Annotated in this window: 13 protein-coding genes; 11 read left to right on the top strand and 2 right to left on the bottom strand. The window is 73.1% G+C overall.

Annotation, left to right across the window (positions count from 1 at the left end; translation table 11 throughout):
- Positions 1-63: 63 nt before the first annotated feature.
- The 8 genes from SM793_RS11795 (at position 64) to def (ending at position 8206) form a co-directional block, all read left to right on the top strand.
- Positions 64-816, top strand: coding sequence for an SOS response-associated peptidase (locus tag SM793_RS11795; RefSeq protein ID WP_320438060.1), 753 nt, complete (start codon positions 64-66; stop codon positions 814-816).
- Between the two features lie 93 nt (positions 817-909).
- Positions 910-1566, top strand: a complete 657-nt coding sequence (locus SM793_RS11790; RefSeq protein WP_320438059.1) for an alpha/beta family hydrolase — start codon at positions 910-912, stop codon at positions 1564-1566.
- Positions 1567-1924: 358 nt separating this feature from the next.
- Positions 1925-2668: a sigma-70 family RNA polymerase sigma factor gene (locus SM793_RS11785; protein WP_413815938.1), complete on the top strand. Its 744-nt coding sequence runs from the start codon at positions 1925-1927 to the stop codon at positions 2666-2668.
- Positions 2665-3027, top strand: a complete 363-nt coding sequence (gene rsrA / locus SM793_RS11780) for a mycothiol system anti-sigma-R factor (RefSeq protein ID WP_320438058.1) — start codon at positions 2665-2667, stop codon at positions 3025-3027. The genes SM793_RS11785 and rsrA overlap by 4 nt, the downstream gene beginning before the upstream one ends.
- A 343-nt stretch (positions 3028-3370) precedes the next feature.
- Complete coding sequence (locus SM793_RS11775) at positions 3371-4843, top strand: HD-GYP domain-containing protein (protein ID WP_320438057.1); 1473 nt, start codon at positions 3371-3373, stop codon at positions 4841-4843.
- An 80-nt stretch (positions 4844-4923) separates the two neighbouring features.
- On the top strand, positions 4924-6201 hold the full coding sequence (locus SM793_RS11770) for an HD-GYP domain-containing protein (RefSeq protein WP_320438115.1): 1278 nt from the start codon (positions 4924-4926) through the stop codon (positions 6199-6201).
- Between the two features lie 334 nt (positions 6202-6535).
- Positions 6536-7525, top strand: a complete 990-nt coding sequence (locus SM793_RS11765) for a hypothetical protein (RefSeq protein WP_320438056.1) — start codon at positions 6536-6538, stop codon at positions 7523-7525.
- A 42-nt stretch (positions 7526-7567) separates the two neighbouring features.
- Positions 7568-8206 (top strand): peptide deformylase, encoded by a 639-nt coding sequence (gene def / locus SM793_RS11760; RefSeq protein ID WP_320438055.1) that lies wholly within the window; start codon positions 7568-7570, stop codon positions 8204-8206.
- 68 nt (positions 8207-8274) lie between these two features.
- Here def and SM793_RS11755 read toward each other — a convergent pair whose 3' ends face one another.
- Complete coding sequence (locus SM793_RS11755; protein WP_320438054.1) at positions 8275-9330, bottom strand: ferritin-like protein; 1056 nt, start codon at positions 9328-9330, stop codon at positions 8275-8277.
- Positions 9331-9497: 167 nt separating this feature from the next.
- Complete coding sequence (locus SM793_RS11750) at positions 9498-9932, bottom strand: ATP-binding protein (protein ID WP_320438053.1); 435 nt, start codon at positions 9930-9932, stop codon at positions 9498-9500.
- A gap of 224 nt (positions 9933-10156) precedes the next feature.
- Here SM793_RS11750 and SM793_RS11745 point away from each other — a divergent pair, with 224 nt between their 5' ends.
- The 3 genes from SM793_RS11745 (at position 10157) to SM793_RS11735 (ending at position 12729) form a co-directional block, all read left to right on the top strand.
- On the top strand, positions 10157-11026 hold the full coding sequence (locus SM793_RS11745; RefSeq protein ID WP_320438052.1) for a helix-turn-helix transcriptional regulator: 870 nt from the start codon (positions 10157-10159) through the stop codon (positions 11024-11026).
- On the top strand, positions 11019-11321 hold the full coding sequence (locus SM793_RS11740; RefSeq protein WP_320438051.1) for a DUF397 domain-containing protein: 303 nt from the start codon (positions 11019-11021) through the stop codon (positions 11319-11321). Before SM793_RS11745 ends, SM793_RS11740 begins: the two co-directional genes overlap by 8 nt.
- A gap of 274 nt (positions 11322-11595) precedes the next feature.
- Entirely contained in the window at positions 11596-12729 is a 1134-nt protein-coding gene (locus tag SM793_RS11735) for a protein-L-isoaspartate O-methyltransferase family protein (protein ID WP_320438050.1), read from the top strand.
- Positions 12730-12765 lie beyond the last annotated feature (36 nt).

Raw genomic sequence — 12765 nt, 5'->3', positions numbered from 1 at the left:
GGGGACGGCGGTCCCGGGGCGGGTGGTTCTCGGGGGCGGACGGGGCCGTGGCAAGCTGACGGCATGTGTGGTCGCTTCGCCGCGAGTAGCAGGCCCGAGGACATCGTCGAGCTGTTCGGCGTGCAGCAGTGGGATCCGGCCGAGACGCTGGACCCGAGCTGGAACGTCGCCCCCACCCAGAGCGCCCTGGTGGTGCTGGAGCGGCTGCCGAAGGGGGCGGCGCGGCCGGTGCGGCAGCTGCGGGCGCTGCGCTGGGGGCTGGTGCCGCAGTGGGCGAAGTCGCCGGAGGCGGCGGTGAAGATGATCAACGCGCGGGCGGACACGGTGCACGAGAAGCCCTCCTACCGGCAGGCGTTCGCGGCCCGCCGGTGCATCCTGCCGGTGGACGGTTATTACGAGTGGCAGACGGTGCCGGCGGAGCGGGGCCGGCCGAGGAAGAAGCCGTTCTTCGTGTCCCGGGCGGACGGCGCGCCGCTGGCGCTGGCGGGGCTGTACGAGTTCTGGCGCAACCGGACGGTGCCCTCGGACCACCCGGAGGGCTGGCTGGTGACGTTCACCGTGGTGACGACGGAGGCGGAGGATTTGCTGGCGCCGATCCACGAGCGGATGCCGCTGTTCCTGGACCGGGGGTCGTTCGACGCCTGGCTGGACCCGGGGCTGGACGAGCCGGAGGAGGCGCGGCGGCTGCTGGTACCCCCGCCGCCTGGCGCGCTGCGGGTGACGCCGGTGTCGCCGGACGTCGGCAGCGTCCGCAACAACCACGCGGGGCTGACCGAGCCCTGGGTGGAGGTCGAGTACGAGACCGCGCTGTTCTGACTCCCGCGTTCTGACTCCCGCGCTGACCCCTGAGCTGTTCCGACCCCGCGCGCATCCGGTGCGCGCCGCCGACCCGAGAGGACCGCAGTCGCCGTGACCGCCGACACCGCCCCCGTGAGCCGGGAGCTCGTGCCCACGCCCGCCGGGGACGCCCGGATCACCCTGCACCCGGCGGTCGTGCCGCGGGCGGTGCTGGCGCTGGGCCACGGCGCCGGCGGCGGGGTCGAGGCGCGGGATCTGGCGGCGCTGGCCGCCGGGCTGCCGGCCCGCGGGGTGTCGGTGGCGCTGGTGGAGCAGCCGTGGCGGGTGGCGGGGAAGAAGGTGGCGCCCGCGCCGCGCACCCTGGACACCGGGTGGACGCCGGTGGCCGAGCGGCTGGCGGCGGCCGGTCCGCCGCTGGTGGTGGGCGGCCGCAGCGCGGGCGCGCGGGTGGCCTGCCGGACCGGGGCGGCGACCGGGGCGGCGGGGGTGGTGGCACTGGCGTTCCCGCTGCACCCGCCGGGGAAGCCGGAGCGCAGCCGGGCGGAGGAGCTGTCCGGCACGGGGCTGCCGACGCTGGTGGTGCAGGGGGCGGCGGACCCGTTCGGCGGTCCGGCCGAGTTCCCCGAGCTGCCCGCCTCGCACGAGCTGGTGGCGCTGGAGTACGGGAACCACGGCTTCGAGGTGCCCAGGCGGGCGCCGGTGGGGCAGGAGGAACTGCTGGAGCTGATCGTCGCCGCGGTGGGGGACTGGGTGCTGCGGCTGGTGTGAGGCGGACCCGGCGGGTCGGTGCGGACGGGCGGTGCGGACGGGCGGTGCGGACGGGCGGTGCGCGTGGCGTGCGGCGTGCGGCGTGCGGCGGCCCGCACGGAGGTGGCCCGGATCCGCCCGTGGGGGCCGGGAATGCGGGCGGGACCGGCGTGGTTGACGCCCTTGTCAGCATGACTCCCGGTGGAAGGCAGGGCAGATGGGTTCGATCGCGTGCCCCGAGCGGCTCGAGGAGCGCGAGGCCGAGTCGGCGTTCGCCCCCTCGTGGTCGGACTGGATCGCCGCGGGCGAGAAGCCCGTCGGCCCGATATCCTCGCTTCCGGGGCGGCCCGCCGTGGGCCGTGTCCGTCATGCCGAGGAGGTGGGTCCGGTCGTCGGGACCGAGCACGAGGCCGAGCCGGGCCGGGGCCCGGAGGAGAGTCTGCCCGCGGGCGAGGCGCTCACCGGTGAGGAGCTGGCCGAGGCGATCGGTGAGGACACCTTCCGGGTGTCGGCCGAGGAGACCGAGGAGACCAGGCGGGAGCGCTTCGAGCGCGACGCCCTGGGCTTCCTGGACCCGATGTACTCGGCGGCGCTGCGGATGACCCGCAACCCGGCCGATGCGGAGGACCTCCTCCAGGAGGCGTTCGCGAAGGCGTACGCGTCCTTCCACCAGTTCCGCGAGGGCACCAACCTCAAGGCCTGGCTGTACCGCATCCTCACCAACACGTTCATCAACTCGTACCGCAAGAAGCAGCGTGAGCCCCAGCGCACCGCCGCCGAGGAGATCGAGGACTGGCAGCTGGCCCGGGCCGAGTCGCACATGTCGACCGGTCTGCGCTCGGCGGAGACCCAGGCCCTGGACCACCTTCCGGACAGTGATGTGAAGGACGCCCTCCAGGCCATTCCGGAGGAGTTCCGCATCGCCGTCTATCTCGCGGACGTCGAGGGCTTTGCGTACAAGGAGATCGCGGACATCATGGGTACTCCCATCGGTACGGTGATGTCCCGACTGCACCGCGGCCGCCGCCAGTTGCGCGGCATGCTGGAGGACTACGCCCGTGAGCGCGGGCTGGTCCCGGCCGGTAGCGGGGCAGGGCAGGAAGCGAAGGGCTCGGGTTCATGAGTTGCGGCGATCCGCACGACACCGAGTGTGGCGAGGTCCTCGACCACCTCTACGAATTCCTCGACAACGAGATGGCCGAGGGTGACTGCGCCAAGCTGCGGGTGCACTTCGAGGAGTGCTCGCCCTGCTTGAAGCAGTACGGGCTGGAGCAGGCGATCAAGGCGCTGATCAAGCGTTCCTGCGGCTGTGACGACACCCCGGCCGATCTGCGCGGCAAGGTGCTGGCCAGGATCGATTCGATCCGGGCCGGGCAGCGGACGGGCGAGGCACTGGTGGTCTCGGTCGAGACGACGGTCGAGGTGTGCGCCGAACCGGCCGACGAACCCGACCGCGCCGCACAGGCGGCGGCCGGCACCTAGCGGTAGGCGCACCCAGCGGTAGGCACAGCTGCCGCACCTGTCGCAGCTGTCGTGCCTGCCGCGCGACGAACGGCGTACACCGGACGGCCCCGGGAGCATCCGCTCCCGGGGCCGCTCCGTGTCCGCTTCCCTTCCACCCGGATGCGCCGTCACTCGTTCGAGTGAGTTGGTGGTGTGCCAGCAGCGGCATTGCGCGATCATGCGTCCCCGTGCCGGGGTGGCGCCCTATCCTCCTGACGGACGCTCACCGTCGCCCGTCCGCCGCCCCTCCGGCGCGCGACCGGCCGACGGGCCAGGACGGCGCGGGCCAGGACGCGGGGAGGTCGAGATCGCTACCGACAGCGTGGACCCGGACCTGCCGCGGGGCGCCGCGGGCTACCTCGTGGCGGTGCCGGTGGCGGCGCTCTGCTGTCTGCTGCCGCTACTGCCGCTGCCCGCCCCGGTGGCCGGGGCGCACTGGCTCGGCGCCCCGGTCGACTGGCCGAAGGTCGGGCTGCTGGCCTTCCTGCACGGCTGCTGGGAGTCGCTCGCCCAGGGGCTGCCCAGCCCCTGCCTGCGACTGTTCCGGCTGCTGCTGCGCCGCCCGGGGCCGCCCGGCCGCCCGCCGGCCAGGCCCGATGTCAACGCCTTCTTCCCGGTGCTCTTCGCCGGGGTGCTGATGCTGCCGCCGGCCGCCGCCGCGCTGGTCGCGGCGCCGGCCGCGCTGCTCGGCGCCGCCGACCCGACCTGCCGGCGCCGTCAGGTGTGGAACGGCTCGCAGCTCGCGCTGTCGGCCTTCACGGCCTCGGTGGTGTTCCACCGGCTGGCCGGCCCGCAGCTGCTGCTCGGTTCCCGGTTCCCCGCCGCACTGCTGCCCGGGTGCGCCGCGCTCGCCGCGTTCTGCCTGGTCAACGGGGTGCTGGTGGGCGCCATGCGGCTGCTGGCCGAGGGGCCCCGGCGCCCCTCCGCACACCGTCGCGCGGCCGCCGTCCCCGGTCTGCCGGTGCTGGTGCACGCGGCCGGCGGGCTGATGGTGGCGGTGCTGTGGCAGGGGCCGTACGGCGCGTTCGCGGCGCTGCTGGCCCTGCTCCCGCTGTCCATCTCGGCCTGGGTGTTCGCCCAGGGGCACCGGGAGCGCGACGCCCACCAGGCCACCGTCCAGGCGCTGGTCCAGGCGGTGGAGATCAAGGACTCCTACACCCGGGGGCACAGCGAACGGGTCGGCCGGGCCTCGGTGCTGATCGCCGGCCAGCTCGGCATGGAGGCCGAGCGGCTGCGCACGCTGCGGTACGCGGGCGTCCTGCACGACGTCGGCAAGCTCGGCGTCGCCACCGAACTGCTGCGCAGAAACGGTCCCCTCACCGAGGCCGAGCGGCGGGCGGTCGAGGTGCACCCGGTGCACGGCTACGAGCTGGTGCGCGGGATCTCCTTCCTCGGCGAGGCGCACGCGGGGATCCTGCACCACCACGAGCGGATGGACGGGCGCGGCTATCCGAGCGGGCTGGCGGGGGAGCAGATCCCCGAGTTCGCCCGGATCATCTCGGTCGCCGACGCCTTCGACTCGATGACCTCGACCCGCTCCTACCGGCGCGGCCGGCCGGTCACCGAGGCGGTGGCCGAGCTGGAGCGCTGCTCGGGCAGCCAGTTCGACCCGGTGATGGTGCGGGCGCTGGTCGACGCGCTGGCCGTGCACGACTGGCAGCCGGTGCTGCCGCCGCCCGACACGATCAGGGCGGTGCCGGACATCCCGCTGGGCGTCCCCGAGCCGGTCCGGGCCGCGCCGCGCGGGGTGCCCGCCCAGGGCGGCGGCTCCGTGCCGACGGCCGGGCCGTCGTGAGCGCGCGGCGGGGCGCGGGTCCGACGGCGGGCGCCGGGCGCGGCGGGGACTCCGAGGGGTGCACCGGGGTGGTGTGCGCGGTGCACGGCGCGGCGCTCGCGCTGCTGGCGGCGTCCCTCGGGGCGGTCGCGGTGCGGGGGCTGTCCGCGCCCGGGGTGGCGCTGGCGTTCATGGCGCTGATCGCGCTCGGCGAGTGCGTCCGGATCACCCTTCCGGGCGATCGCGAGCAGGCGCCGATCGGGGCGGCGGGGGCGCTGGCGTACGCGCTGCTCGGTCCGCTGCGCGGGCTGCCGACCGGGCACGGAGTGCTCCAGGTGGTGGCGGTGACCGGCGCGGGCCTGCTGCTGGCGCTGCTGCCGGGGGCGCTGGCGCCGGCGCTGGGGCCGAGGCACGGGGTCCGCCGGCGGGTGCGGGCGCCCTGGCGGGAGCGGGCCCGCCGGGACGGCGCGGCGCGGCGGCTGCTCGGGGCGGCGTTCGCGGCCGCCGTGTTCCAGCCGCTCTACAACAGCGGGGTGGTGGACCGGTTCTCCGCCGACGGTCCGGCGTACGGGGCGTTCCTGACCGCCGTGGCCGCACTGGCCGCGCTGTGCGACGCGGTACTGGCGGCCGTGCTGCGGCGGGCCCGCAGCGGGCTGCGGTTCCCGGCCGGGCTGGAGGACGAGCTGCGCTCGCTGTTCGGGATCGGCTCGGCGATCGCGGCCACCGGGATGCTGGTCAGCCTGGCCGCCGGGGAGGTGGGCCTGTGGGCGCTGCCGTTGTTCTGCGCGCCGCTGCTGCTGGCGCAGGTGTCGTTCCGCCGGGCGGCGGCGGTGCGGGCCACCACCGGGCAGACCATCGCCAGTCTGGCCAAGGCCACCGAGGTGGCGGGCTACACGCCGCCGGGGCACGCCCGCCGGGTGGCCGACACGGCCTGCGCGGTCGGCCGGGAGCTGGGCCTGGGCACCCGGGAGCTGGCCCTGCTCGAGTACGCGGCGCTGATGCACGACGTGGGGCAGCTGTCGCTGGTGGAGCCGGTGCCGGGCGGGGCGACGGCGCTGCTGCCGGACGCGGAGCAGCAGCGGATCGCCCGGCTGGGCAGTGAGGTGATCCGGCGGACCGGGGTGCCCCGGCAGGTGGCCGAGCAGGTCGCCCGGCTGGCCGATCCGCACCCCGGGCCGGAGGGCGGCGGGCGGGCGGTGCCGCTGGCGGCGCGGATCATCCGGGTGGCGAACGCGCACGACGACCTGCTGACGGCGGCCCGGGGGCGTGGGCTGGGGGAGGCGGTGGGCCGGTTGGAGGCGCTGGAGGTGCTGCGGCTGGGGCGGGGCCGGTTGTACGACGCCCGGGTGGTGGACGCGCTGGTCCGGGTCCGCGGCTGAAAGGCCGAGGGCACCGCGGGGGCGCTCGGCGGCGTCCGCAGCGCTCGTCGGGCGCTCGTCGGGCGGCGACACGGCGCGCGCGGGGCGGACCCGGAGCGGGCCGGAGCCCGGTCCGGCCCGTTCCGGCCCGGGGTTGAGGAGCCGGGGCGGGGCAGGCAGGCTGGGGTGGGGGCCGGTTACGGGCAACCTCGGCGGTGGGGAGCGCGGGCGGCGGCCGTCGTGGTTGGATGCGGTCGTAGCGTGGAACACCGACCCGGGGCGCCGGGCCCGTGACGCGGGAGCGGACACGGGAGCGGACACCGGACTTGAGCGGACGACGACGGCAGGGACGAACGTGAGGATCTTCCACCGGGCACGGCACCGGCCGTCCGCCACCTGGCGGCAGACGACCGATCGGGCCTTCACGCTGATCGGCGACGGACGCTACGAGGACGCCGGCGCGCTGCTGGTGATGGCGGCCGACCTGGAACCGTGGCTGTCGGACTCGTGGTTCAACCTGGCGCTGCTGCACAAGTTCCGCCGCGACTGGGAGCAGGCCCGGGCGGCCGGCCTGCGCGCGGTGGCGCTGCTGGACCGCGAGCAGGGCGCCCCCGACTGGTGGAACCTCGGCATCACCGCGACCGCGCTGCAGGACTGGCCGCTGGCCCGCCGGTCCTGGCAGGCGTACGGGCTGCGGCTGCCGGGCGGCCAGGGTACGCACGGGGACGGCCCGGTCAGCCTGGACCTGGGCACCACCCCGGTGCGGCTCTCCCCGGAGGGCGAGTCCGAGGTGGTGTGGGGCCGGCGGCTGGACCCGGCCAGGATCGAGGTGCTGTCGATCCCGCTGCCGTCCTCCGGCAGACGCTGGGGCGAGGTCGTGCTGCACGACGGCGCCCCGCACGGGGAGCGGGTCGCCGACGGGGTGGCGTACCCGGTGTTCGACGAGATCGAGCTGTGGGCACCGTCGCCGGTGCCGACCTACGTGGTGCTGCTCCAGGCGGCGACCGAGGCGGACCGGAACGCGCTGGAGCGGCTGGTCGCGGACGCCGGCTACGCGGCCGAGGACTGGACGTCCTCGGTGCGGCTGCTGTGCCGGGCCTGTTCGGAGAGCCGGATGGCCACGGACGACGGGCACACCGCGCACCACGACCCGCACGACGACGGGGACGCCGCGCACCCGGGACACCTCAGCCATCTGAGTCCGGGCGCGGGCGGGATGTCCTGGCTGGCCGAACGCGAGTGCGGGATCGCCGCGCCCGCGCACCTGGTGCGGACCCTGCTGGACCGCTGGGCCGCGGCCGCCCCCGGGACCCGGGCGTACCGGGATCTCGAAGAGGTCTGCTGAGTACCCTGGTGAGGTACGCGTAGACCTATGGAAGCGGAAGACATGGCCGAGCAGCACGACCACGAGCACGAACACGACGTGGAGGGGGCGGCGCCCGAGGCGCCGGTGAAGGTGGTCGGAGCGGAGCCGGACCTGACCAAGGGCACCGCGCGTCCGATCACGGTTTTCGGCAACCCCGTGCTGCACCGCGAGGTGAAGGACGTGACCGCCTTCGACGGCGAGCTGTCCGCACTGATCGACGACATGTTCCAGTCGATGTACGCGGCGGAGGGCGTGGGCCTGGCCGCCAACCAGATCGGCGTCGATTTGAAGGTCTTCGTCTACGACTGCCCGGACGACGAGGGCGTGCGCCACGTCGGGCACATGATCAACCCGGTGCTGGAGGAGTTCCCGAAGGACCGCCAGCGGGTCCTGGACGACGGCAACGAGGGCTGCCTGTCGGTGCCGACCGCCTACGCCGAGCTGCCGCGCCCCGAGTACGCCGCGGTGACCGGCCAGGACAAGGACGGCAACCCGATCCGGGTCGAGGGCACCGGCTTCTTCGCCCGCTGCCTCCAGCACGAGACCGACCACCTGTACGGCTTCCTCTACATCGACAAGCTGTCGAAGCGCGACCGCAAGGACGCGTTGAAGCAGATGGGCGAGGGCACGGCGCGCTACGCGACCGTCCCGAACGTGTAGTCGGACAGGACAACGGCGAAGGCCGGTGCGGGCAGGGTGCCCGCACCGGCCTTCGCGGTGTTCGCGGGCTACTGGACGAACAGCCACTCCGGGCCGTAGGTGAAGCGGGGGTCGGCGGGGAGCTTGACGGCGTTGATCTGCTGGGCGGTGCGGCGCAGGTCGCCCATCAGGCCGATGGCCGGGAAGATGTCCGCCGCGCTGGGGCTCCAGGCGTCCTCCAGGGCTCGCAGCATGTCGCTGTACTGCTGGTTGAAGGTGTGCAGGAGGTCGGCGGTGGTGGCGTCGGGCTCGTTGCCGGGGGAGTTGGCCCAGCCGCCCCGCGGGACCCGGCCGACCGGGGAGGTGTCCGGCAGCGGCACGTCGGGGCCGATGAAGTCGAACTTCCCCGTCTGCTCGTCGAGGACGAACTCCTTGCCGACGGCGATCTCCTTGAACGCGTAGTAGTGGGCGAGTTCGCCCGGGACGCCGGGAAAGGGGTTCTCCGGGGAGGCGTCGGTGCCCTCGCCCTGGGACTGGATGATGTGGATGGCGTTCAGGACGTCGTCGACGGTGTTCATCGGGACGATGTTGTTGCCGGCTCCGTGGCTGGAGCCGAGCGGGAAGCTCACCTGCCGCTGACCGGTGAGCAGGTGGGCGAACTTGGGGAAGACGTCGGCGATCCGCTGGTAGAAGGCGCCGATGGTGTTGCCGTCCGCCGCGAAGCCGAGCGGGTGCTCGGGCTTCTCGATGTCGGCGAAGAGCGCGGCGGAGTCCCGGGTCAGCCCGCTCAGGAACACCTCCAGCCCGGGGTTCACGCCGCCGGGCAGCTCACCGGGGTACTTGGGGACGGTGGCGGGGTCGGTGAGGACGACGGTGCCGCCGATGCTGGTGAGCATGTTGCAGACGAGGCCGAAGTGCGACATCTCGTCGAAGACGATCTCGCGGATGGTGTGCCGGACCGGCTTGCTGTTGTCCGGGTCGGTGATCGACCAGAGGGCGGTGGCGTAGGGCGGGACGGTGGAGAGTTCGAGCATGATGGCGCGCTGGAGGGCGTCCTTGAGCTCCTGTTCGGTCCAGTCCTCCTCGGCGATGTTCATGAGCTGGACGATCGCGTCGCTCTCGTAGTCACGGATTCCGGTCGTCACGGTGGGCCCCTTTTCGTTCGGCTGTGCGGCGGACCGTAGCCGGGGGCGGATCGTGTGCGGACGTGTGCCGCCGGTGCGGCCCGGGAGTTCATCCGGACGGGCGGCGCGCGGGGCGGCCAGGCAGGAAGAGGCGCCCCCGCCCGGTGGTCCGGGCGGGGGCGCGTGCGTTATGCGGCGGCCTCGGCGGAGATGTGGCACCAGACGAACTTGCCGATGCCGCCGGCGCGGGGGCAGCAGCCCCACTGGGTGGCCAACTCGTGGACGAGGAGCAGTCCTCGGCCGGCCTCGTCGGAGTCGGAGGCGTCGCGGAGGGCGGGCTTCTCGCTGTCGGCGTCGTGGACCTCGATACGGAGGAGGCTGTCGGCGAGTCCGAAGCGGATCTGGATCAGGCGCCCCCGGGCGGTGCGGGCGTGCTGGACGGAGTTGGTGACCAGCTCGGAGAGCAGCAACTCGCCGGTGGGGAGCAGGTTTTCGCTGCTGGGGTGGTCGGCGAGGAAGGAACGCAGCTCCCGGCGGGCCGCGCCGGGGGACTTCCGGTGCCGGGGGAGCCAGCAGGCGTGTTCGGCGGGGGAGGGGGGAGTGGCGGAAACGGATTCAGGCATGGCGGGGCCACCTCTGGTCGGTCTGGGTGACAGCAGCTGAAGCAGGCATGGGATGCCCGGTGAGCGGCCCACTGTGATCACAACGTGTCCACCAGCGAGCTACGTTGAGTAGCATGCTCCTGGTGACTTCCAAAGTGCAAGTCCCTACTTTGGAAGTGATCAAAGATTGTTGTCGCGGGCCGAGGGCGGCAGACTGACAGCGCACAGATGCTGGGAGGTCACGCGTGCCGGTGAACAGGAATCCGACGGTCCGACAGCGGCGGCTCGCTCGAACTCTCAAGGAGATGCGGCTTGCTGTAGGTATGACAATCGCTCAATCGGCGAGGCAACTGGCCTGCGCCGAGAGCAAGATCAGTCGGATCGAGGCCGCTCAGTCCGGAATCAGGCTGGTGGACCTCAGACTGCTGCTCGACCTCTACGGAGTGATGGAGCAGTCGAAGCGCAGCCAACTGGAGGACTTGTCCCGGGAAGGGCGTCTGCGTGGATGGTGGGACAGGTATTCCGACACCCTGTCGCCTCTGTATGCGGACTACATCTCGCTGGAAGCCGATGCCTCCGATGCCTACAGTGTGGAGACCTTCCTGATCCCAGGCCTCTTGCAGACCGAGGACTACACCCGGGCTGTGGTCCGCGCGCAGATAGAGGATGCCAGCGTTGAGCAGGTAGAGCGGCTGACAAAGGTTCGGCTGGAGAGGCGGTCGGTGCTTACGCGCGAACCTCCCCTGCGGCTGTGGGTCGTGCTGTCGGAGTCCGCTCTGAAACACCAGATCGGCGGGCGGGCGGTGATGCGGGAGCAACTCGACTACCTGGTCACCATGGCGGACCAGCCGAACATCAACATCCAGGTGCTGCCGGAGGAATCGGACGTTCATGCTGCCCTTTTCGGTCCGCTGGTGATCCTCAGCTTTCCTGAGAGCACCGAGACGGACGTCGTCTATGTGGACAGCCTCCTCAGCACGCTCTACATCGAGGAGCCGGGAGAAGTCTTCAACTACTCCAACCTGTTCCGGCGGGCGCTGGCCGAAGCCCTGCCGCGCAAGGAATCAATTGCGCTCATCAAGCGCATCGCGAAGGGACATCACAGCGATGAGTAGCATCCACGACTCGGCCACTGCTGACCTGGCCTGGCGGAAGTCCTCGTACTCCGGCGCTCAGAGCAACTGTGTTGAGGTGGCCGAGGCGGTCCCCGCCGAGGCCGCCGGAGACGAGTGGTGCAAGAGCAGCTACAGCGCTCAGGCGAACGAGTGCGTGGAGACCAGGCAGCCGAAGCTGGGTGGAATGGCAGTCCGTGACTCCAAGGACCCGGACGGGCCCGCGCTGATGTTCCCTGCGGATGCGTGGGCAGCCTTCGTGGGAGCGGTAAGGGGCGGGGAGTTTCCGACCTACTGAACCAACCGACGGTGCCCCGCCCGGCTTTGGCCGGGCGGGGCATCGTCGTTCGTACCGGCGCGCACCGCTGACACCTACAGCCTCTTGTGCGCCTGCGCGCGTCTGTCACCGAAGAGCGGTGCCGCGCAAGGATGGATCGCGAGTCCGACGAAGGGAACGAGCGCATGGGTGAGCACGAGAAGCCGCCGCCGGACCCGGGGCAGGGGGACCCGCCGCCGGGCAATGCCGACGGGCAGGTACCGCCTCCGCCGCCGGGCGACGGGAAGCACCGGAAGTGAGCCGTGACCTAACCGACCGCCGCACCCGGCTGGACGCGGTGATGGAGCAGCGCAACGCGTGGCCCAAGGACTCGCCGTGGTTGCGCGAGGCCATGGCCGCGCTGCCCCGCGACGCGTTCGCGCCGGACCGGCTGTGGCGTTGGGACGGCCGCGCCTACGCGCCGATCGACCGCCCAACCTCTCCGGCCGCCTGGGCGGACGAGTTGTACGCCGGCCCGGACGCGGCGGCGGTCACCCAGGTCACCGGCGGGCTCCCTTCCTCCAGCCTCTCGGCGCCCGCCGTGGTCGCGGACATGCTGGACAGCCTGCTGCTGGAGCCCGGCCACACCGTGTGGGACATCGGCACCGGCCAGGGCTGGAGTTGCGCGCTCGCCGCCCGGCGCGCCGGGCCGGGCCTGGTCGTCTCCACGGAGATCGACGAGGATCTGGCCCTGCTCGCACGCGCGCGGATCGCCGCCGCCGGAGTCGACGCCGAGGTGGTCGTCGGCAACGCCACGAGCAGCATGGCGCCCGGCGGCCCGTTCGACCGGATCCACGCGACCTATGCCGTCGAGACCGTCCCCCGCACCTGGATCGAGGCCACCAAGCCGGGCGGCCGGATCGTCTACCCGTGGGGACGGCTCGGGCACGTCGCGCTCACGGTGGCCGCCGACGGCCGTGGCGCGAGCGGTCGGGTCCAGGGTCTCGGGCAGTTCATGGCCGACCGGTCCGGTCCCGTTCCGCCGGTAGCCGGCCACGACGGCTACGCGAAAGTGCGCGGCACCGCCGACCCCGCCGCCGAGCGGATCGTCGTCGGCGACTTCGCTCCGCTCGCCGACGACTGGGACCTGCGTTTCGCGGTGCGGGTCGCCGTCCCGGACGCGGTGGTGATCACCGGCCGGGACGAGGACGGCGTCAACGCCTGGATCCACGACGGCCACGCCTCGTGGGCGGCCCTGTCGGCGCGCGGCGACAACAGCGCCGTGCTGCACCAGGGCGGCCCGCGCCGCATCGGTGACGAACTGCTGACCGCCCGATCGCGATGGGAGGCGCGCGGCCGACCGACACCGTACGACTTCGGCATCACCGTCACACCGGAGCGGCAGTGGGTGTGGCTCCGTGATCCTGACGGCGTTCGACGGCCCGTCTGACGACGGAGGGGGGAGCACCGAACGGTGCTCCCCCCT

It is taken from the genome of Kitasatospora purpeofusca, from assembly GCF_034043715.1.
GTDB lineage: Bacteria > Actinomycetota > Actinomycetes > Streptomycetales > Streptomycetaceae > Kitasatospora > Kitasatospora purpeofusca_A.
This window is presented reverse-complemented; position numbering and strand designations above follow the sequence as displayed.

What these genes read in the sequence shown, in the direction of transcription:
- SM793_RS11795 (WP_320438060.1), top strand. Translation starts at nt 64, where the DNA reads ATGTGTGGTCGCTTCGCCGCGAGTAGCAGGCCCGAGGACATCGTCGAG.
- rsrA (WP_320438058.1), top strand. Translation starts at nt 2,665, where the DNA reads ATGAGTTGCGGCGATCCGCACGACACCGAGTGTGGCGAGGTCCTCGAC.
- def (WP_320438055.1), top strand. Translation starts at nt 7,568, where the DNA reads ATGGCCGAGCAGCACGACCACGAGCACGAACACGACGTGGAGGGGGCG.
- SM793_RS11750 (WP_320438053.1), bottom strand. Translation starts at nt 9,932, where the DNA reads ATGCCTGAATCCGTTTCCGCCACTCCCCCCTCCCCCGCCGAACACGCC.
- SM793_RS11740 (WP_320438051.1), top strand. Translation starts at nt 11,019, where the DNA reads ATGAGTAGCATCCACGACTCGGCCACTGCTGACCTGGCCTGGCGGAAG.